Source organism: Frankia sp. R43, assembly GCF_001306465.1.
GTDB classification, from domain to species: Bacteria; Actinomycetota; Actinomycetes; order Frankiales; family Frankiaceae; genus Parafrankia; species Parafrankia irregularis.
Genome location: NZ_LFCW01000002.1, coordinates 1,143,669 through 1,163,438 on the forward strand (window position 1 = coordinate 1,143,669; position 19,770 = coordinate 1,163,438).

Annotated in this window: 17 protein-coding genes and 1 pseudogene; 12 read left to right on the plus strand and 6 right to left on the minus strand. The window is 69.3% G+C overall.

Going from position 1 to position 19,770, the window contains the following annotated elements; genetic code table 11:
* Positions 1-17 precede the first annotated feature (17 nt).
* The 4 genes and pseudogenes from ACG83_RS12710 (at position 18) to ACG83_RS12725 (ending at position 4,218) form a co-directional block, all read left to right on the plus strand.
* The gene (locus ACG83_RS12710) at positions 18-341 is read left to right on the plus strand and encodes a 4a-hydroxytetrahydrobiopterin dehydratase (RefSeq protein ID WP_054566306.1); all 324 of its coding nucleotides are present in this window, start codon (positions 18-20) and stop codon (positions 339-341) included.
* A 106-nt stretch (positions 342-447) separates the two neighbouring features.
* Positions 448-1,668: pseudogene (locus ACG83_RS12715) on the plus strand (DUF222 domain-containing protein); the annotation flags it as partial.
* A 109-nt stretch (positions 1,669-1,777) separates the two neighbouring features.
* Complete coding sequence (locus ACG83_RS12720) at positions 1,778-2,527, plus strand: crotonase/enoyl-CoA hydratase family protein (RefSeq protein ID WP_054566307.1); 750 nt, start codon at positions 1,778-1,780, stop codon at positions 2,525-2,527.
* 47 nt (positions 2,528-2,574) lie between these two features.
* The gene (locus tag ACG83_RS12725) at positions 2,575-4,218 is read left to right on the plus strand and encodes an AMP-binding protein (RefSeq protein ID WP_054566308.1); all 1,644 of its coding nucleotides are present in this window, start codon (positions 2,575-2,577) and stop codon (positions 4,216-4,218) included.
* A 56-nt stretch (positions 4,219-4,274) separates the two neighbouring features.
* Here ACG83_RS12725 and ACG83_RS12730 read toward each other — a convergent pair whose 3' ends face one another.
* The 5 genes from ACG83_RS12730 to ACG83_RS12750 all read right to left on the minus strand — a co-directional run bounded on the left by ACG83_RS12730 (position 4,275) and on the right by ACG83_RS12750 (position 9,243).
* Entirely contained in the window at positions 4,275-5,453 is a 1,179-nt protein-coding gene (locus ACG83_RS12730) for an acyl-CoA dehydrogenase family protein (RefSeq protein WP_054566309.1), read from the minus strand.
* Positions 5,443-6,603 (minus strand): acyl-CoA dehydrogenase, encoded by a 1,161-nt coding sequence (locus ACG83_RS12735; protein ID WP_235497852.1) that lies wholly within the window; start codon positions 6,601-6,603, stop codon positions 5,443-5,445. The genes ACG83_RS12730 and ACG83_RS12735 overlap by 11 nt, the downstream gene beginning before the upstream one ends.
* A 253-nt stretch (positions 6,604-6,856) precedes the next feature.
* A complete protein-coding gene (locus ACG83_RS12740; RefSeq protein WP_054566311.1) occupies positions 6,857-7,771 on the minus strand; it encodes a cyclase family protein in 915 nt (304 codons plus the stop codon).
* Entirely contained in the window at positions 7,768-8,619 is an 852-nt protein-coding gene (locus ACG83_RS12745) for an SDR family oxidoreductase (protein WP_054566312.1), read from the minus strand. The genes ACG83_RS12740 and ACG83_RS12745 overlap by 4 nt, the downstream gene beginning before the upstream one ends.
* Positions 8,620-8,709: 90 nt before the next feature.
* A complete protein-coding gene (locus ACG83_RS12750; protein WP_054566313.1) occupies positions 8,710-9,243 on the minus strand; it encodes a nuclear transport factor 2 family protein in 534 nt (177 codons plus the stop codon).
* A 480-nt stretch (positions 9,244-9,723) separates the two neighbouring features.
* Between ACG83_RS12750 and ACG83_RS12755 the strand changes: the two genes are divergently transcribed.
* From ACG83_RS12755 to ACG83_RS12765, 3 genes are all read left to right on the plus strand, one after another.
* Complete coding sequence (locus tag ACG83_RS12755) at positions 9,724-10,899, plus strand: hypothetical protein (RefSeq protein ID WP_054566314.1); 1,176 nt, start codon at positions 9,724-9,726, stop codon at positions 10,897-10,899.
* Positions 10,896-12,113 carry a cytochrome P450 gene (locus ACG83_RS12760; RefSeq protein ID WP_054566315.1) on the plus strand — a complete coding sequence of 406 codons (1,218 nt, stop codon included), beginning with the start codon at positions 10,896-10,898 and terminating at the stop codon, positions 12,111-12,113. Before ACG83_RS12755 ends, ACG83_RS12760 begins: the two co-directional genes overlap by 4 nt.
* A 72-nt stretch (positions 12,114-12,185) precedes the next feature.
* Positions 12,186-13,289 (plus strand): phosphotransferase family protein, encoded by a 1,104-nt coding sequence (locus ACG83_RS12765; protein WP_054566316.1) that lies wholly within the window; start codon positions 12,186-12,188, stop codon positions 13,287-13,289.
* 199 nt (positions 13,290-13,488) lie between these two features.
* Here ACG83_RS12765 and ACG83_RS12770 read toward each other — a convergent pair whose 3' ends face one another.
* On the minus strand, positions 13,489-15,003 hold the full coding sequence (locus tag ACG83_RS12770; protein WP_235497853.1) for an AraC family transcriptional regulator: 1,515 nt from the start codon (positions 15,001-15,003) through the stop codon (positions 13,489-13,491).
* 195 nt (positions 15,004-15,198) lie between these two features.
* Here ACG83_RS12770 and ACG83_RS12775 point away from each other — a divergent pair, with 195 nt between their 5' ends.
* The 5 genes from ACG83_RS12775 to ACG83_RS12790 all read left to right on the plus strand — a co-directional run bounded on the left by ACG83_RS12775 (position 15,199) and on the right by ACG83_RS12790 (position 19,758).
* On the plus strand, positions 15,199-17,064 hold the full coding sequence (locus tag ACG83_RS12775) for a siderophore-interacting protein (RefSeq protein WP_054566318.1): 1,866 nt from the start codon (positions 15,199-15,201) through the stop codon (positions 17,062-17,064).
* Positions 17,065-17,134: 70 nt separating this feature from the next.
* Positions 17,135-17,386, plus strand: a complete 252-nt coding sequence (locus ACG83_RS47915; RefSeq protein WP_083473170.1) for a transposase — start codon at positions 17,135-17,137, stop codon at positions 17,384-17,386.
* Positions 17,368-17,676, plus strand: a complete 309-nt coding sequence (locus ACG83_RS12780) for a hypothetical protein (protein WP_054566319.1) — start codon at positions 17,368-17,370, stop codon at positions 17,674-17,676. The genes ACG83_RS47915 and ACG83_RS12780 overlap by 19 nt, the downstream gene beginning before the upstream one ends.
* Positions 17,677-17,728: 52 nt before the next feature.
* A complete protein-coding gene (locus ACG83_RS12785; RefSeq protein WP_054566320.1) occupies positions 17,729-18,715 on the plus strand; it encodes an ABC transporter substrate-binding protein in 987 nt (328 codons plus the stop codon).
* Positions 18,716-18,744: 29 nt separating this feature from the next.
* Entirely contained in the window at positions 18,745-19,758 is a 1,014-nt protein-coding gene (locus ACG83_RS12790; protein WP_054566608.1) for an iron ABC transporter permease, read from the plus strand.
* The last annotated feature ends 12 nt before the right edge of the window (positions 19,759-19,770 follow it).

The following is a 19,770-nucleotide window of genomic DNA, read 5'->3' on the forward strand; positions in this document are numbered from 1 at the left end:
GAAGGGACAACACGAGCATGGGACTACGCGACCCGCTTCCGGCCGACGAGGTCACCCGACGTCTCGCCGCGCTGGACGGATGGGTGAAGGCGGAGAACCGCGAAGAGATCCACAAGACGTTCCCCGTGGAGTACTACGCCGCGATCCAAGCTCTCGGCGCGGTGGCCGAGTCCGCGAAGGAACTGGAGCACCACCCCGACGTCGAACTGCACTGGGGAGAGCTGACGTTCAGCCTCACCACCTACAGCGCCGGTCAGCGGATCACCGACCTCGACTTCCGGCTGGTCGACCGCATCGAAAGCGTCCTGGCCAGCTACGTCCAGACGGAAGCGGCCGGATAGCCAGGGCGCACGGACCGGCGGACGGGCCGCGTGACCTGCGTCAACGGTCCGTCCGCCGCCGTTCGGTCAATACGTCCGCGAATGCTGCCATGATCGCGTAGACTGCTGGCTCGGTCTGCTCGCCGCGTTCGACCGCCGTCGCGGCTGGTCGGGGATCGGGATGCGCTCGTGTGCCCACTGGTTGTCCTGGCGGTGTGGGCTGAGCCCGCGCACCGCCCGTGATCATCTCGCGACCGCGCACGCCCTCGAACAGCTCCCCGCGATCCGGGCGGCGTTCACGGCGGGAACGCTGTCGTACTCGAAGGTCCGCGCGATCACCCGGGTCGCCCGCCCCGACACCGAACAGACCTGGCTCAACCACGCCGAGCACTGCACCGCCGGCGCCCTGGAAAACCTGGTCCGTGCCTACCGGCAGCGCAGCGCGGATCCCGATGACCGCGCCCGTACCCGGGCCGCCCGCCGGGTGTCGTGGCACACCGACGAGGACGGCATGGTCCACCTCACCGCGGTCCTTCCCGCCGAGGAAGGCGCCCGGCTGGTCGCCGCGATCGAGACCGCCCGCGACAGCCTCACCACCACCGAACCAGCCACCGAATCCGGCACCGCGGAACCAGGCACGGCGGAACCAGCACCGGAAGAGAGATCGGGGTCGGGGTGTCAGCGTGACGCCGACGGCCTCGTCGCGCTCGCCGAAAGCTTCCTGCACCACGGCGCACCCGGACTCCTCCGGCCCGCGCATTCCCTCGTCCTGCACCTGCACCCCACCGACCTGCGGTCAGGCACCACCGCGACCGACACCGCCACCCCGGCGACGCTTCCCCCGGCTGTCCTGCAACGCCTCGGCTGCGACAGCCCGGTCCAAGCCCTGCTCACCGACCCCCACGGCAACCCGCTCCGCCTCGGCCGCCGACACCGCTTCCCCACCCGCCGTCTCCAGGCCGCCGTCCACGCCCGCGACCACGGCACCTGCCAGTACCCGGGCTGCGCCCACACCCGCTGGCTGAACATCCACCACCTCACCGGCTGGGCCGAAGGCGGCCGCACCGACCTCGACAACCTCACCCTCGTCTGCGGCACCCACCACCGCCACCTCCACGAGGAGGGCACCGTGCTCCGCAGAACCAGCACCGGAACGATCGTCGCGCTGGTCCCCGACGGCCGGACCCTCCTACCCGCACCACCGGTGACCCCCGGGGAACACCCAACCGCCGCGCTCACCGACACAACCAGGCATGTCGCACCGGACGCCGTCACCACCCGTGACGGTGGCCGGCTCAACCTCGGCGAATCCCTGTTCGTACTCCTCCAGGACCACCCCGCCGCCTAGCGGCCAGAGCGTTGCGAGGGGCGGGTCGGCCCGCTATGGTCAGAAAACATTCGGATCGACGTCGATGTCGACATTGATGTCGGGGCCATAGTTCTCAAAGGGAGCAGCCATGTCCGTCGACGTCGACCGGCGCGGTCCGGTCATGGTGGTCACCATCAACCGGCCAGAGGCGGCCAACGCGCTCGACGCTCCCACCATGTCGGGGCTCGGCCACGCGTTCGAGCAGGCGGAGAAGGACGACGAGGTGCGTGCCGTCGTCCTTACCGGCGCGGGTGAGCGGGTCTTCTGTGCGGGTATGGACCTGAAGGCGTTCCTGTCGGGCACCGTCGCCGACATCGACGGCCCCGGGATCGGCATCTTCACCCGGCGGGTGTTCCCGAAGCCGATCATCGGCGCGATCAACGGAACGGCCGTCGGTGGCGGCTTCGAGCTGGCCTTGGCCTGTGACCTGCTGGTGGCCTCCGAGACGGCCCGATTCGGCCTGCCGGAGGTCAAGCGGGGCCTGATCGCCGCGGGTGGGGGCACCCGGCTGCCCCAGCGGATCCCACTGCCGCTGGCCCTGGAGCTGGGGTTGACCGGTGCGCCGGTCAGCGCCGCCAGGCTGGGGGAGATGGGCCTGGTCAACAGGGTCGTCCCGGTCGCAGAGGTGCTGCCCGTCGCGTTGGAGCTGGCCGATCAGATCGCCGCTAACGGGCCGCTGGCGGTGCAGGTCACCAAGGCGATGATGGTCGGCGAGCTGACCGCCGCCGACTGGGACGGCATCGCGGCGACCGTCGCGCCGGTGTTCGGCAGCGAGGACGCCAAGGAGGGAGCCCGCGCCTTCGCCGAGAAGCGCCCGCCGAACTGGGTGGGCCGCTGAACCACGGCGCTGCGTCCACCTTCCTGTCTGCCACGAGGAGGAGCCGCGTGTCCGATCCACGTTGGGTGACCAGACCGGTTCCCGGCCGGCTGGCGGATCAGTGGCGACGCCGCGGGCTGTGGGACGACACGCCGATGGGCGTGAAGATCGATGCGGCGCTGCGGGCCCACGCCGAGCAGACCGTCCGCATCCACTCCCAGGAACGGCCGTGGGTGGGGACGTTCGGTGACCTGCGGGCGCAGGCGCTGGCACTGGCAGGCGGGCTGTCGGCGCGTGGGGTGCGGGAAGGGGACGCGGTCGCGTTCCAGCTTCCGAACTGGGTCGAGGCCGCGGCGGCGTTCTACGCCAGCACCTTCCTTGGCGCGGTGGTGGTGCCGATCGTGCACTTCTACGGCCCGAAGGAGGTCGCCTACATCCTGCGCCGGACGGAGGTCACGGCGTTCGTCACGGCCGCGGGCTTCGGCCGTCGCGACTACCTGGACGACCTCGAGAGCGTCTGCGCCACTGCGCCGTCGTTGAAGGTCGTCGGCGTGGTCGGAGCGGGTGACCGGCCGCTGCCCGCCGGCGCGCTCGCGTTCGAGGAGCTCACCGGCGGGCCCGTGTTGGCCGAACCGGCCGCGCCCGACCCCGACGCGCCGGTGCTGGTGGCGTACACATCCGGCACGACGGCCGACCCGAAGGGCGTCATCCACTCCCACAACACCCTGGGAGCGGAGGCACGCCAGCTCGGCGCGATGGCCGCCAACGGCGGGCTGCCGTCGCTGACCGGCACACCCGTCGGCCATTTCATGGGGATGATCGGCGCGCTTCTCATCCCGGTTCTGCGGGGCGACTCCGTCGACCTGATCGACGTCTGGGATCCGGCCCGGGTTCTCGCGACGATGATCGAGTACGGGCTGACAGCCGGCTCGGGCGCGACCTACTTCCTCACCAGCCTGCTCGACCATCCGGACCTGACCGACGAGCATCTGCGCTACCTGCGGTTCGCCGGGCTCGGCGGTGCGGCGGTGCCCGTCGCCGTCACGGAGAAGGCGAAGGCCGCCGGGGTCTCTGTCGTGCGTATGTACGGATCGACGGAGCATCCGTCGATCACCGGGTCGCGCCATGAGCACGACGAGTGGCTTCGTCTGCGTACCGACGGCGTCGCCCTCGACGGCGTCGAGCTGAAACTGCTGGATGACGAGGGCCAGCCGGCCGCCGTCGGCCAGCCCGGCGAGATCTGGAGCCGCGGCCCGGACTGCTGCATCGGCTACACCGACCCGGCGCTCACCCGCGCCACCTTCGACGCCGACGGCTGGTACCGCACGGAGGACATCGGCGTCCTCGACGCCGACGGCGCCCTGACGATCACCGACCGCAAGAAGGACATCATCATCCGCGGCGGTGAGAACATCAGCGCGGCGGAGGTCGAGGAGCTGCTGCTCAAGACCATGCCCGAGGTCCTGGAGGCGGCCGTGGTGGCGGTTCCCGACACCCGCCTCGGGGAGAAGCCGTGCGCGCTGCTGCGCCTGGCACCGGGATCGGCCGTGCGGGACGTCGACGACATCCGCGCGCTGCTGCTCGCCGCGGGCCTCGGACGCCAGAAGCTCCCCGAGTACGTCGAGGTCGTCGAGGACTTCCCCCGCACCTCCACCGGAAAGATCATCAAGGCGCAGATCAGACGGCAGATCGCGCCGCGCTACACCACGTAGGCCTCCCGTCCGCGCGAGACGTCTCCCGGCCCGCGGGCCGGGAGACGTCTGGATGCCTATGCTCGCGGCAGGCCGAGGAGCTGGCGGCCGATCAGGCCGCGCATGATCTCCGAGGCGCCGCCGGAGATCGTCAGGGCCCGGCCCCAGAGGAAGTTGTGGTACCAGCGGTCGGCGACCGCCGCCCCGGCCTCGTCGACGGCGACCGACGAGGTGATGATGCCCATCGCGATCTCCGTCAGGGCGACGTTGGTCTCCGTGTAGGCGAGCTTGGCGACGGGGCCGTCGCTGGGATGCTCGTCGTCGACCAGGATCCGCTCCACGGTGTCGCGCACGATGAGCTTCACCTCCTCGACCCGGGCGAGCGCCTCGGCGAGGGTGGCCTGGGTGTCCTCATGCTCCAGCGCGGCGGTGCCGTCGGGGAGCCGGGCGGCGCGGGCCAGCGCGACCAGGTCGTCGAACATCCGCTCCAGCTGCAGCGAGTTCGCGCCGACGAAGGCGCGTTCGGACGCCAGCCCCGAGGTGACGACCTTCCAGCCGCCGTTCACCTCGCCGAGCACGTGCTCGGGCCCGAGGCGGACACCGTCCAGGAAGACCTCGCAGAACTCGGCGTAACCGGTCATCTCACGGATCGGCCGGATCTCGATGCCGGGCAGGTCCATCGGGATGACGAACGCGGTGATGCCGGCGTGCCGGTTCACGGACGGGTCGGTGCGGGCCAGCAGCATGCCCATGTCGGCCCACTGGGCGTCGGTGCTCCAGATCTTCTGACCGGTCACGGTGAACCCGTCTCCGGCCCCGGCGGCGTCCGGCTCCGCGCGGGTGCGCAGGGAGGCGAGGTCGCTGCCGACATCCGGCTCGCTGAACAGCTGGCACCAGACGTGCTCGCCGGCGCGGATACGCGGCAGCAGCTGGGCCTTCTGCTCGTCGGAGCCGAACTCGATGATGGCATGGCTGGCCAGCATCACCTGGTCGAGCGGCCGGTAGACGTCGCCGCGGATGAGCTCCTCCATCAGCACTAGGTCGTGCTGGGGGAGGTGGTCCGCGCGGCCACCCCACTGCACCGGCCAGCCGGCGCCGAGGAAGCCGGCCTCGTACAGGGCACGCAGCCATCCCCGGATCGCCCGCTCCTCGTCGGCGTCCGCGGGGACCCGAACCCCCTCGCCCTGCATCGGCACGCCGTGCTCGGCGATGAAGGCACGGACCCGGGCGCGGTACTCCTCGAGGTCAGTGCGCATCGGTCCATCCTTCGGTGTCGGCGAGCGAGCGAGCGGCCGCTCGCGGGTTCGCGGCGAGGCGGGCGTCCTGGTGCACCCGGCGCTGGTAGAGGTGCAGGCCGTACTCCCAGGTGAAGCCGATGGCGCCGGTCAGCTGGAGCAGGTCGTGCAGGATGTGCCCGGCGCCTGAGCTGACGCTCAGCGAGGCGAGGGCGACGGCCCGCCGGACCCGCTGCGCCCGTGCCTGCTCCTGCGCCTGTGACGGCGCCTGCTCCTGCGACTGCGGCTCGGCGTCGAACTGCCGGGCCGCCTCATGGACGAGCAGCGTCATGCCGCGGACCCGCACGGCGTGGTCGGCGAGCCGGTGCTGGACGGCCTGGAACCCGCCGATCGGCCGGCCGAAGGCCTGGCGCTGGCCGGTGTAGGCGACGGTTCGGTCCAGCGCCCGCTGGGTGCCGCCGATCGCGTCGGCGGCGAGGAGCAGCTCGTACAGCGCGTCGGCGTGAGCCGGTGCCGCGATGCGCTGCCCGCGGCCGGCGGTCACCGTGACATCCGCGCAGGTCCTGGTGATGTCGAAACTGTGCCGGGACGGTTCGCCGCTCCAGTCGCCGGGGTCGGCCAGGAGCAGTAGCTCGTCGCGGGTGCGGTCGAGGAGCAGCAGCGCGTCGGCGTCGGGTCCGCCGTCGACCAGCCGGGCGGTCCGACCGTCGGGACCGAGCCGGCCGAACGCGCAGATGCGCGCGCCGGCGGCGATGTCGTCGAGCAGCCCGCCCACGACCGGATCGCCGCCGGTGCCGGTGCCGGTGCCGGCGGCCTCTGCGGTCTGCGCGGCCTCGGCGAGAGCGTGGGCGCTCGCGGTGAGCCCGGCGAACGGGCTGGGATGCAGAGCGGCTCCAAGCTCCATGGCCGCGGTGACGGCGGCGTCGACCCGCAGGCCGAAGCCTCCCCGGGCCTCCGGAACGCAGAAGCCCGGCAGGCCGAGCTCGGCCAGGGGCTCCCACCGCTCACGCCAGGTGGTCTCGACCGTCGACGGCAGCTCCTGCCAGACGGTCCCCAGGGTCCCGCGCAGGGCGTCGCGAAGCGCGACGATGTCGTCGGAGGCGAAGGTGGTAGTCAGAACGGCGTCAACTCCTGTGCCTTGCCGGCTGCCGAGGCGTACCAATCTCGACATTGGTGTCAACATTGATACTCTTGCGCTCCGACGCCCGCCGTCAAGTCGCGACGGCGGCCAGGCCGGCTTCGGCAATCGTGATGTCGTCGCTCCAGTGAGCGCTGCGGGTGTGGTCGTGGTTGTGGTCAGCGGACGCCGGCGGCGCCACGCGACCTACCCGGCGATCATCCGCCACAACGCGGCCCGCGTCCTCGGCGCGCCCACCGAGGGCTGAGCGCACGCCAGGCCTGCCAGGGACGGTGCCGAACCGGCGCTATTTCACCGCCAACGGATTCAGGGGTGTCCCCACGCCGTTCGCGACCTTCAACGCCGGCGCTGCCAGGAGGAACTCGTAAACTCCGTCGGCTGCGCAGTCCGCGGCGAGAGCCTCCAGGTCGAACATCTCGCCGAGTGTCATCCCCATGTCCCTGATGAGGACGTAATGCACCGGCATGATGGCGCCCGGATCGCCGGTCGGATACCGCTCGACCGCCCAGTTGTCGGCCGCCAGCGCCGCCACGTCGTGCTCACGAAGCCACTCGCAGCACTCCAGGGTGAGGCCGGGCTCGCCGCTCATGAACTCGGCGGCCGAGCCCTCGGTGAACCGCCGCGTCCACCCGGTGCGCACGAGCAGGATGCTGCCGGGTGCCAGGATGACGCCCTGGCGGTCGAGGGTCGCGTCCAGTTCGCCTGGGCTGATCCCGTGGTCCGGCGCCAGGCAGCCGACGCCGTGGAAACGCGCCACGTCCGCGAGCACGGCCGGCCCGATGACCCCCCGCGCGATCCGGTCGATGGCGAGCCTGTCAGCTCCCTGCGGGGTGATCGACGACGCGGGCACGTCGTTGTAGCAGAAGCCGTCGTAGAAGACATGCGCAAGGCCGTCCCACTGCGTGGCGCACTGCAGCGGCATGACGATGAAGTCGTCCGCGAACCCCGCGCCGTCGGGATACACGGACTGGCCCGTCATCGACATCAGATGGACGGGGTTCACCCGCCCGCCCAGTCCGATCTGCGGGCCTTTGGCGGAGAGGGTGTACCCCAGATCGAACACACGCCCCGTCCGCGCCAGCGCCGCCCCCGCGGCGACCCGAGCCGGCGTGATCAGGTTCAGTGTTCCGATCTCGTCGTCCGCTCCCCAGCGCCCCCAGTTCGACAGGTCACGGCCAACCGCGCGGAAGTCCCTGGTCATCCTTTGGCGGGTGGCTCGGCGCGGCCGAGGGCGACCTCGTGACCGCCGAAGCGGGGCTCCACGACGGCGGACCAGTCCGGCCCGCGGCGGACGCTGGTGCCGCCGTCGATGTTGACGATCTGGCCGGTGATCCGGCTCGCGCGATCCGACAGGAGGAACACGATCAGCTGTGCGACGTCGTCCACCTGGGTGGCGCCACCGAGCGGGGTGTTGGCGTCATAGCTCTCGTAGACCGGTGTGCCGGGCTGGACGAAACCCATGATCTCGGTCGCGGTGAGGCCGGGGCGCACCGCGTTGAAGCGGATACCGGCCTCGCCGTACTCGTCCGCGGCGTTGCGGATCAGGGCTTCGACCCCGGCCTTCGCGACGGGGTAGGCGCCAAAGTACGGATGGGTGAGGTGCCCCGCGATGGAGGAGAGGCCGACGAAGGAGCCTTTGCCGGCGCGGGCGAAGATCGGCACGGCGTGCTTCGCGAGCAGGAACGTCCCGATCACGTTCAGGCTGATGACGCGCTCGAACTCGGAGGCCTTCTGCAGGTGCAGTGGGGCGAGGGCACCGCCGCCGCCGGCGTTCGCGACGACACCGTCGAGCCCGTCGCGCCACTGCGCCGCCGCCGCCACGACCCGCTGGACGTCCGACTCGTTCGTGACGTCCGCGACGTGCCAGGTCACGGCCTCGCGGCCGACCTTCGCGTTGATGCCCTCCGCAGCGGATTCCAGGGTTGCCTGGGTACGCCCGCAGATGGTGACCCACGCACCCTCGTGGGCCAGTGCGGCCGCGATTCCCGATCCGATTCCGGTCCCGCCGCCGGTTACCAGGATGGAATGCCCCTCGACCGAGCCAACCATGTCGCCGCCCTCCGACCCGGAAACCAGTTGCCGCCGTATGACGACAATGACGGCCAGACCGGGAGCTGACCGCCGCCTTCGACTATTTGACTACTTGACGTTTACGCCGGTGCCGGTGCCGGTGTGTCTTGTGACGACCGTGGCGCTGTTGTCGGCATAGGTCACCTCGCGGGCGATCAGCCCGTCGCGAAAGGTGACGTAGATGGCCATCGGTGTGCTGGCGAGGTAGTCCGCCGACGGATCGTCGACGGTGCCGGGGTACATCGCCGCCGCGGCCGGGCCACGCAGCACCATGCGCATCAGGCCGTCCGCGGCGATGGTCCCGGTCACCGCGTCGACGGCGAGGTGATCCCAGTCCATCCACAGCATGCGATAGGCGCGGGCCAGCCCGGCGGCGAAACCGGCCACGAACGCGTCGCGTCCTTCGCCCGTCAGCCCGCCGGCCGGATGGGACCTGAGCACGAAGTCCGGTGTCACGGCCGCGCCGAGGGCCTCGAGGTCACCGACGATCTCGGCGGTCACGCGGCGTTCCAGGACAGCGAGCATGGCGCGCTCGCGATCGTCCTGGGCCGCCGCGAGCCGGTCGCGGAGCCGGGCGATCGATGCCGCTGGGTCAGTGTCCATCCATCATCCCGGGTCCTGTTCCCTTCCGGATCGCCGGCGAGCGGTTGTCGCGAAGGGCTTCCACTGGCTGGGGGCCGGTGCCGCGCGCTCGGAGGGCGTACGCGACAGAGCTAACCATTTGACCGACCACGTTACAAGTCGCACTTGATGTCCTACCCTTCGATGCCCGTGGACCGGCCGGGCGGGAGGAGGGCGCGTCCGAGGTGAGACAAAATTGAGATTATGTGCCACCATGTCACGCATGGGTCATGGTGGCGCGGCACGGCCGCCCCGTCCATGCGCCCTGCCTGACGAGGTCCTGCCCGACGAGATGCCGCTCCGCCGCGGCGGGTGTGCCCCTGCCCGCCGGCATCGGCACCGAAGCGGCGCTCGTCACCGGGATCGAGTGCATCAGTAGCCGCAGTAGCTGTGCAGCGGCCGGCCGGCGCGGTCTCCGCCAGTCCGCCAGCCGCGCCCATAGCTCTTGAGGGGATGAGCCAGATGGCACCGAAGGACATCGGAGCGCTGCGCGGCGCGGACGAGACTCTCACCCACCAGATCGTCGACACGTTCGCCACGGTGTCCGAGTCCGACCTGGCCTGGACCGAGAAGATCTGGGGTTCGCTCGCCAGCGTCGACGGTTCGCTGCAGGTTGACTTCGGCCTGGGGAAGTATCAGAACCGGGGCATCATCGACGGTTTCGCCGGCGTCTCCCGGGGCCGCGAACAATGGACCGTCCGGGGTAGCCGCGAGCTGCGCACCGCGCCCGAGCTGATGGGTATCGGCCCGATCGAGTACGAGATCATCGAGCCGCTGACCAAGGTGCGGTTCCGGCTGGCGGAGAACGACATCCAGCCGATCTCCTTCGACCTGGTCCTGTCCGGGGTGACGCAGCCGTTCTTCGAGGACCGCAACCTCGTCCGCAGCCGGCACACCGGCCGCGTCGACGTGAACATCGTCCGCTACCACCAGGGTGGCTGGGCTTCCGGCACGGTCACCGTCAACGGTGAGACATACGAGGTGCGCCCGGAGACGTGGTTCGGCTACCGGGATCATTCCTGGGGTGTGCGGCAGGCCGTCGGCGCGGCTCCCACCGATCTCGCGCCGCGCCGCTCCGCCACGCCGAAGCCGGGCGCCGCCCCGGTGAAGGGGCTGATGAAATGGGCGCCGGTGTTCCTTCGCCGCGCCGACGGAACCTACTACGAGACGGCCATCTTCATCGCCGGCGGGGCCTGGGGCTACACGTCGGCCTATGTGAACGAGGCGGGCGGGCGGCAGAACGCGGTGCGCCACGCCGAGCCGCACATGGCCTACGACCCGCGCACCCGTTTCGTGAAGGGTGGCGAGCTGCACCTGACCATGGAGTCCGGTGAGCAGCGGGTCATCGAGGTCGAGGCGCTGGGGGAGTCCGGCTTCTTCCTCAAGACCGGGCTCTACGGTGAGTGGAAGGGCCAGATTCACGGAAGCTGGAAGGGAAAGCTGCACCTGGACGGCGAGCACATCGCGGACTGCTGGTCGGACGAGTCGCTGCGCGAGCTCGGCCAGTTCCGTGACACGCCTGTCCGGGTCCGGGAGGGAGACGCGGTGGGTTACGGAATCATGGAAAGCATCATCGGCGGCGAATGGCCGGAGCTCGGCCTCACCGCCGACTCGGACCACCAGGTGTCGTACTCATGACGACGCCGGCCGTGACCGAGACCGAGGGCGACTCCGTGCGGCGGATCAACGTTCTGGACCCGGAGTTCTACGTTGATCCGTGGGATGCCTACCGGTGGTTAAGGGACCAGGCGCCGGTCTTCTGGGATCCGGTGCAGCGACTGTGGGTGATCTCCCGCTTCGAGGATGTCGTCACCGTCGAGAAGGACGGGGTGCGTTACACCTCCTACGAAGGCTCCCGCCCCCACATCGACCTGCGCGAGGAACTGTCCATGATCAACATGGACGACCCTGACCACCAGGCGCAGCGCAACCTCGTCGCCAGCCAGTTCACCCCGCGCGCGGTGCGCCGGCATGAGCAGCACGTCCGCGACGTCGTCACGGAGATCCTCGACGCGGTGACCCCGCTCGGGGAATGCGAGGCGATCGAGGCAATCGCCTCACGCCTGCCCGCCATCATGATCAGTGATCTGCTCGGCTACCCGAGGGACCAGTGGGAGCGGGTCCGGCACTGGTCCGAGCAGATCATGCTGCTCTCCGGCCAGACGTCACCGGACGGACCACCGCACGTCACACATCCGGAGATCCCCGGCCTCATCAAGGACTTCTACGAGGGCACCCTCGAGGTCGTCAAGGCCCGGCGCGCCGAGCCACGCGACGACCTCATCTCGGTGTGGGCGAACCGTCCCGACTGGAGCACCAAGAAGGTTCTCGACGAGATCCTCCTGGTGCTCGACGGCGGGGCGGAGACGACCCGCACCGTCATCGGCACGATGATCCGCGACCTCGCCCTGAACCCCGACCAGCGGGCCCTGCTGATCGAGCGGCCCGAGCTGCTGGCGTCCAAGGCCGTCGAGGAGTTCATCCGGTGGGTGTCGCCGGTGCTCAACATGCGGCGCACCGCGACCGAGGACCACGAGCTGCACGGCCAGCACATCCGCCGCGGCGACCAGCTCCTGCTGCTCTACCCGGCGGCGAACCGTGACCCGCGGGTGTTCGTCGACCCGGAGACCCTGGACGTCGCCCGGACCGCTCCCCGGCATGTGGCGTTCGGTTTCGGCACCCACGTCTGCCTGGGCGCGCATCTGGCCCGCCTGGAACTTCGGGTGATGTTCGAGGAACTGCTGCGCCGGATGCCGGACTGGGAGCTCGTCGACCCGACCGAGCCGAAAGTTCTCCCTGCCACCTTCGCCCGGGCGTACGACCAGATCCGCATACGGTTCACCCCGAGCTGAGCGACCGCGGGAACCGCGGAAACCGGCAGGGACGACCGGCGGGGACTACAGCAGACGGAGACAGGTGCATCCATGGGCAACGACAACGGTCTCGAACGGTTAGCCGCGTGGCTGCGGGACCAGATGCCGGCAGCCACCGACGTCCGGATCGAGAACGCCGACCGGGTCACGTTCGGCTATTCGGCGGAGATCAGCGTGCTCACGCTCGCGTGGCACGCCGGTGGCGCCGATCACCGCCGGGAGGTCGTCCTCCGGCTCAGCCCGCGAAGCCCCGGGCTGCTGGAGCCGTACGACATGGAACGGCAGTTCACCATTCTGCGCGGGCTGGAGAACAGCGCCGTCCGCAGCCCGGCGGTGCTGTGGCTGGAGCCGTCCGGCTCCGTGCTGGGGCGCCCGTTCTACGTGATGGAGCGGGTGCCCGGCGAGGTCTACGAGGACCAGATCCCCGCCGAGCTCGACGCCAGCCCCGAGACGATCCGCCGCATGTCGGAGGGGATCGTCGAGCAGATCGCCGCGATCCACCGGGTCGACCTGCGGGAAAGCGGCCTGGCCGCACTCGGCGACGGCCGGACCTACCTGGACGACGAGCTCGGGCGCTGGGCGTCGGAGCTGCACCGGGTGCGCAAGGACCGGCTGCCGGCCCTGGAACGGCTGCTCGACGTGCTGCGGGAACAGCGGCCCGCGCCCTCGGAGACCGTCACCCTCGTGCACGGCGACGTGAAACCGGGGAACTTCGCCTTCGCCGACGGCGAGGTGACCGGCGTGTTCGACTGGGAACTCGCCGCCCTCGGCGACCCGCTGGCCGACCTCGGCTACCTCGAACTGTTCTGGGCGACGCCGGTCTTCATCACCGGCCGCCCCGGAGCGCTCACCTTCGACGAGGCCCTCGCGTACTACGAGAAACTCACCGGCCTTCCGACCCGGCATCGGGAGTGGTACAAGGCGTTCCAGACCTTCAAGACCTGCGTGATCCTGCTCGTCGGGGCGATGCTGTTCGACAGCGGCGCCAGCGACGAGCTGCGTTTCGCGCAGATGGGCCTCGCCATTCCGCATTTCACCCGGGCCGCGCTGCACGACCTGGGCGTCGACGAGGACCTCGAGACCGGCCCGGTACTGGCCGGCCGCGAACGTTACCGCCAGGTCCGCGACCGCCTCGCCGCGAGCTCCTCCGCCTGAGTTCGACGGACGTTGCCGCGGCTGTCCGAGGTTGGCCGCGGCGACGGCGCCACCGGACCGACACCCGGGCAGGTTCCCGGGCCATGCTTGTCGTTCCTGCCCGGCCGATGATCATGTCGCGTCTGAACTGGGCGAACATCGCCAGTATCTGGAGGGGCATGCGGCCGATGGAAACGGCAGCTCACATCGATGGCGTTGATCAAGCGGTGCCGATCTCACGCTCTTGGTATTCGCGCGGTGAGAGTCCGTGGAAGCGTGTGAAGGCGGCGCTGAAGGTCGGTAGGTGAGCATAGCCAACGCGGCGGGCGACGGCGCTGGGCTTGGCGCCGCCGACGAGGAGGTCGCGAGCCATGCGCATGCGGGCCGCGTAGCGCCAGCGGGCGAAGGTCATTCCGGTCTGCTCGTGGAACGCTCGGTGGACGTCGGCGGGCAGGTCGAAGTCGGTCGATCCAGCGGAGACCCCGATGCGGCGAAGGTAGTCCATGGCAGCTTCGCGCAAACGCGGCTCGGTGGGCATCGGCACCGATAGCGCCCGCTGCGCGGCGACCTGCTCGGCGAACAGGTCGATGATGCGGGTCGGGTCATAGTCGACGGGACGCAGCGAGGTTCGGGCGCTGATGGAGGAGAACATCAGGTAGTCGTCCCACGCTCGCGGGAACTGCACCTGGATCGGTTCGATCAGTTGCAGATCGGCGGTGCTGGCGTTCCCGAGCGGTAGCGAGATGGAGTCCTGGCGAAGCCCGGTAATGTGCTCGACTCCCGCCGGTATCCAAGTCGCGACGCCACGCAGTCGCTCATAGCGCCTAAGGTCGATGTCGAGGTAACCGCTGCCGCGATACATCCAACTGAGCACGTGACTGTCCATGGCGTGCAGGGGTGTGCGGGCGGCGGGCAGCAGATCGGGCGCATGGGCAGCGGCACCGCCTCTCCGCATCAGGCGCACGAAGTTGTCAGCCTGGCGTGCCGCGCTGGCCCGCCCGGTCAGGCCACCGGCAAGAGCGCGGGCGGCGAGCTCCCTGGCGAACTCGTGAGGGGTCAGCCCGAACTGCTGCTGGAACGCGCGCCGGAAACCGCCGCGGCTGGCGAAGCCCACTCGCGCTGCCGCCTGATCGGCGTCGTACCCGGCGGCCAGAAACTCGACGGCGGCGGTCAGCCGGCAGTGCAGTCGCCACTGCTCGAAGGTGAGCCCGGTATCGGCGAGGAACTCGCGCAGCAGGGTGCGCGGACTTGAGGGCACCCGGGTCGCCCATTCCCTGACGGTGAGGTCGAGCGCGGGGTCGCGGATCAGTTCCTCGGCCACTGCTCTCGCTCCGGCGGCCTTCGGCATGGTGGGGGGATCGAGCAGTGCCGAAGGAGCGGTGGCCCCGCCGCGCGGAGGTGAGGTTGGGCGTGTGCCGAGACCACGAAGGAGATCGGCCACCCCGCCAGGCGAATACCCGTGACCGGTGAACGGTGTGACCTGAAGGTTGAAGTACTGGATCAGCCAGTCCTGCCAGTCATCGGGGACGTCGAACCGCGTCGGTTTGGTCGGCGCCCAGGCCCCGACGCTGGCGTCGAGCCAGTACGGGAAAGCGACCGTGCCGGGCTCGGTGATCGTCAGAGCGCGGTTTCGGTAACTCTGAGGCATCCAGATGCCTTCGCCGCCAGCGAGAGGGAACTCCGTTCCGCCGTCCAGAAGCACCCGCGCTCGACCGGCGCGGACCCAGATCAGCATGTGACTGGGGCGCTCCACCGGAACCATCCGTGCTCCCGCTATCGGCGGTGGAGACGAGCCAATCATGTCCTAACTATATGGCGACCTGCGTACCCAAGTGTGGTGAGGTTTACCGTACCTTACCAGTGGCCCCTCTGCCGTTGGCGGCGCGCGGCCTCCTCACCCCAGACGCGATTGGAAGGGGCTTCCCTCAGCATGCCGAAGACCGCACGTGGGCTCACCGTGCACCCGCTGACCCTGCGAGAGGTCGAGGTGGTGCGGGTGGTGGACCTGACGCCGGGGATGCGGCGGATCACGTTGGGTGGCGAGCAACTTCGTGCGTTCACCTCGGCGAACGGCTTCCCGCAGCCGGCGTTCGACTCGACGGGCTTCGACGACGACATTCGGTTGGTGTTCTGCTACCCCGATCAGGCCGAGCCGGTGCTGCCAGTGCAGAAGGAGAAGGGCCTCGAGCTGCCGAGGGACCCCCGGCCGTTGTCAAGGAGCTACACAGTCCGTCGCTGGAACCCCGCGACCGGAGAACTGGACGTGGACATCGTCAAGCACGGTATCGGTGTCGGCAGCACCTGGGCGTATCGCACCCAACCCGGCGACCGTATGCACTTCCACGGCCCGAGCGCATCGCGGGCGCTGCCGCAGGACGCGGACTGGCTTCTCGTCGCCGGCGACGACACAGCGATCCCCGCGATTGCCCGCCTGCTTGAGGAGTTGCCCGATGACGCGCGGGCGCAGGTGTTCATTGAGGTCGCCGAAGACGCTCACCGGCTGGAGCTGAGGGCTCTGCCGCGGGCTGAGGTGACCTGGTTGGTGCGCGGCGGCGCCGAGGCGGGCACGACCACGCTTCTGGTGGACGCGGTCAGGAACAGTGGCTGGTGGGACGGTCGACCGTTCGCGTGGTTCGCGGGAGAGCGCTCGGTGGTGCGGGATCTGCGTCGCCATCTGGTCGAGGACCGGGGTTTACCCAAGGAGGACATCGAGTTCACCGGGTACTGGCGTCGTGGCGAGGTCATTGCCCTGGAGGCCGACGGAGCGGTGCCCGACCCCGAGAAGTCGATCACGCCCTTCGAGAGGCTCCATCAATTGACCGAACTGGTCCCACCGATCGCGATCCGCACCGCCGTCGAGCTGGGCATTCCCGAGCTGATCTCGCGTGGTGTCAGCAGCGTGGCGGACCTGGCCGTCAGGGCGGATGCCGACGAGCGGGCGTTGGGCAAGCTGCTGCGCTACCTGCATGCCCTGGACGTGCTGACCGAGACCGAACCGGGCCGCTACGATCTGACGCCGGTGGGTGAAGTCCTGACCGTCGAGTTCGTCGCGGACTCCCTGCATCCGTCCGGGGTGGGAGGCCGGGAGATGCTCGGCGTCCACGGACTCACCGAGTCGATCCGCACTGGCCGGTCGTCCTACGCCTCCGTCACGGGTCAGACCTTTGCCGAGGTGCGGGCCGAGCAGGACTACGAGGACCGCTACCTGGAACGTCTGGCCGAGTTCCAGCACGCGCTGGCTATGTCGATCGCCAAATCCGGCCTGCTTAGTGGCGTCCGGCACCTGGTGATCCACTCCGGTGGCGCGGGCGTGCAGGCCCGCGAGTTCGTCGCCGCACATCCGGATCTGCGGGTGACAATCTGCGCGCTGCCCGCCCAGGCGGACTGGCTACACCGCGACCTGCCCGCCACGATCCCCGACGAGCAGCAGCGGGCACGGGTCAGCGTGGCCGAGCAGTCGGTATTCGAGCCCAGCCCCGAATCGGACGTCGTGTTCGTCAGCCGCGCCTTCAAGGCGCTACCCGACGCCGACGCCGCCCACGCTCTCCGCCGAGTGTCCGAGAACCTCCTCCCGGGTGGGCGGGTGCTGCTGGTCGAGGAGGTCTTCGACACCGGCGACCTCGATGAGCATGACGGCGAAGCCGACCTGATCGGACTCGCGGTACATGGCTCCGGTCTACGCACCGCCGAGGAACTGGACACCGTGATCATCTGGTCGGGGCTCACCCGCACAGAGACACACATCGTCGGCTGGGGCACCACAGTCCACGAACTCGTCCGCAACGACACCAACTGACCCGTGGTGCCCCTTTCCGGCCGGACTGCTGCTCCTATCAAAATTAGGGGCAGCACGGAAGATGAAATAGTTGACACGAAAGCGCAGGAAATACTCGCCTGAATTCAAGGACGAGGTGGTAAAGATGATACCCGAGGCGTTTCGTCCGATCGTCGACGTCGCACGTGAACTCGGCGTCGTCGAGGAGAACTCGGAGTCCGGGTCGCCGCCCATCGGAACGCCCACGCCGGCGAGACGCCCTCGCCGGCCGCCGCGGGCAACGCGCGGATACGCGAACTCGAACGGCAGAACCATGAGCTGGCCATGGAGGGCAGCTTCTTGAAAAGCCGCGGCGTGCTTCGCCGAGGATCGTCGCCGAGCGACACGTTCGAGTTCATCGATGCGGAGTACGCCGCCCGCACCACCACGAACACCGCCACACCCACACCGTCCATCACCCGGATGTGCGCCTGGCTGCAGGTCTCTCGCTCCGGGTCCCATGAACGGCGCGACCGTCCCGCCTCCGCGACCGCGACCCGCCGCGACGAGCTCGCCGCGCTGGTTCAGCGGTCGTCACCGTCATCGACACCGCCATCACCCTGGATCACCTCAATAATGACTGTCCGGATTTAACGGGGCGCACCACCCCCACCCGGATGAAGAACAGAAGGAAGAGAACGCGTCCATGACCTTTACCAGACCACGACGCCGTAGTGCGGCCCTTGTCGCCGCGTTGCTGGGCACCGTGATCCTCCTCGCGGGGTGCGGCGGCGACGACGAAAACGATCAAGGCGACGCGGTCGGGACGACCCGCACTGTGGAGGCCGACAACGGCACGGTCGAGATCCCGGCGCACCCGCAGCGGATTGCAACGCTCGGGAGACTGACCGTGTCGTTCCTCGACCTCGGCGGCGAGCCGGTGGGCGTCACGGAGGTGGACGCCTCCGTGCTCGATCTACTGCCCAAGGAGCAGCAGGCCGCGTACAAAGCGGCCAAGCTCCTCGGCTCCGGCGCCAGCGAAGCCGACCTCGAGCTGCTGGCCACCCTCAAGCCCGACCTCATCTTGTTCTCCGCACCTGAGTCCGACTTCGAGCAGATGAAGTCGCAACTGGCATCGATCGCGCCGACGATCTTCTTCGGGTTCAGCTCGGACTGGAAGACCCGTCTGTCCGTGACCGCGGATGCCACTGATCTGACGGATGCTCTCAACGAGCAGAAGACCGAGTACGAAGGGAAACTCGCTGGTTTCCAGGGTAAGTACTCGAAGATCATCCAGGACACCACGTTCGGCGAAGTCAACAGAGGTTCGTGGCAGGACGCGGGGATGTTCACCCTCAACGGCTCGCAGTGCTCGGAGATAGCTCGCGCGGACATTCCGCTGAACATCCCCGATCTGGGTGAAGGGGGCGAGGAGCGCTCGTTCGAGAAGATCGGCGAACTGTCCGAGTACGATGTGCTCATTTACCCCGTGGACGCTGAGGGTCAGGTCGCGGAAGGTTTCGCCCCCGTGGCGGACTCGAACGCGTGGAAGGCCCTTCCCGCTGTGACGTCCGGGAAGGCTCTTGGTGTCTACTGCTTCGGCGATGTCAGCTTCACCAGAAGCTATCGAACCTACTCTCAGTACCTGGATTCACTCGACAAGGCTCTGGCGACGCTCGCGACGGCGGGATGACGGCGCAGACCAGTGACGTCGAGGTCCGGATGCCCGCGGTGGCGGCATCCGGACCTCGGCTGCGCGCCGTCGGTCTGCTCGCGGTGCTGGCGACACTGCTCGTGCTGCTGGTGCTGAGCCTGTTGGTCGGCTCGAAAGCGATTGCGCTGTCGGTGATATGGGATGCGCTGTTTCATCCGTCGTCCGACATCGATCAGTTCTCGATCCGTGACTACCGTCTGCCGCGCACGATCGTCGGGCTCGTCGTAGGCATGGCGTTGGGAGTCGGGGGGGCGTTGATCCAGGCATTGACGCGCAATCCGCTGGCTGACACCGGTATCCTCGGGGTGGGCGCGGGTTCCTCTTTCGCGGTGACCGTGGCCGTCGGCGTGCTCGGAATCCGCGATATCAGTGGCTACATGTGGTTCGCGTTCGCCGGAGCGCTGATCGTCACGATCATGGTCCTGCTCCTGGGATCCACCCGACGTGGTCAATCGGCGGGAGTCATGGTGCTCGCCGGGATCTGTGTCAGCGCGGTGCTCGATGGCGCCGGGTCGGCACTTCAGCTGACCAACCCGGATGCGTTCGATGCGATGCGGTCGTGGGCCGCCGGTTCGATCCTGGGGCGCCCCCTCGACGTGGTGTGGCCAGTCCTGCCGTTCTTCGCCGTGGCACTCGTTCTGGCCTTTGCGGTGTCGGGTCCACTCAATGCGATGGCTCTCGGCGACGAGATCGCCGCCGCCCAGGGCGTCCGTCTGGCCCGTACCCGCGTCCTCGCGATCCTCGCGCTCGCACTGCTCGCCGGAGGCGCGACCGCCATCGCGGGCCCCATCGGATTCGTCGGGCTCATGGTGCCGCATGTGGCCCGCTGGTTCGTCGGCCCGCACCAGCGCTGGATCTTCGCCTACAGCGTTCTCCTCGCCCCGTGCCTGCTGCTGACCTCCGACATCCTCGGGCGAATCGTCATGCGGCCCAGCGAGATCCCCGTGGGTATCGTCACCGCCTTCATCGGCGCACCCGTTCTCATCGCACTGGTGCGGCGGAAGAAGGCGAGCAGACTGTGAGCATCGGCGTTA

Coding starts and splice junctions, on each gene's coding strand:
- ACG83_RS12710 (WP_054566306.1), top strand. CDS start 18: ATGGGACTACGCGACCCGCTTCCGGCCGACGAGGTCACCCGACGTCTC.
- ACG83_RS12720 (WP_054566307.1), top strand. CDS start 1,778: ATGTCCGTCGACGTCGACCGGCGCGGTCCGGTCATGGTGGTCACCATC.
- ACG83_RS12730 (WP_054566309.1), bottom strand. CDS start 5,453: ATGCGCACTGACCTCGAGGAGTACCGCGCCCGGGTCCGTGCCTTCATC.
- ACG83_RS12735 (WP_235497852.1), bottom strand. CDS start 6,603: ATGTCGAGATTGGTACGCCTCGGCAGCCGGCAAGGCACAGGAGTTGAC.
- ACG83_RS12740 (WP_054566311.1), bottom strand. CDS start 7,771: ATGACCAGGGACTTCCGCGCGGTTGGCCGTGACCTGTCGAACTGGGGG.
- ACG83_RS12745 (WP_054566312.1), bottom strand. CDS start 8,619: ATGGTTGGCTCGGTCGAGGGGCATTCCATCCTGGTAACCGGCGGCGGG.
- ACG83_RS12750 (WP_054566313.1), bottom strand. CDS start 9,243: ATGGACACTGACCCAGCGGCATCGATCGCCCGGCTCCGCGACCGGCTC.
- ACG83_RS12755 (WP_054566314.1), top strand. CDS start 9,724: ATGGCACCGAAGGACATCGGAGCGCTGCGCGGCGCGGACGAGACTCTC.
- ACG83_RS12760 (WP_054566315.1), top strand. CDS start 10,896: ATGACGACGCCGGCCGTGACCGAGACCGAGGGCGACTCCGTGCGGCGG.
- ACG83_RS12765 (WP_054566316.1), top strand. CDS start 12,186: ATGGGCAACGACAACGGTCTCGAACGGTTAGCCGCGTGGCTGCGGGAC.
- ACG83_RS12770 (WP_235497853.1), bottom strand. CDS start 15,003: ATGCTGATCTGGGTCCGCGCCGGTCGAGCGCGGGTGCTTCTGGACGGC.
- ACG83_RS12775 (WP_054566318.1), top strand. CDS start 15,199: ATGCCGAAGACCGCACGTGGGCTCACCGTGCACCCGCTGACCCTGCGA.
- ACG83_RS12780 (WP_054566319.1), top strand. CDS start 17,368: ATGGAGGGCAGCTTCTTGAAAAGCCGCGGCGTGCTTCGCCGAGGATCG.
- ACG83_RS12785 (WP_054566320.1), top strand. CDS start 17,729: ATGACCTTTACCAGACCACGACGCCGTAGTGCGGCCCTTGTCGCCGCG.
- ACG83_RS12790 (WP_054566608.1), top strand. CDS start 18,745: ATGCCCGCGGTGGCGGCATCCGGACCTCGGCTGCGCGCCGTCGGTCTG.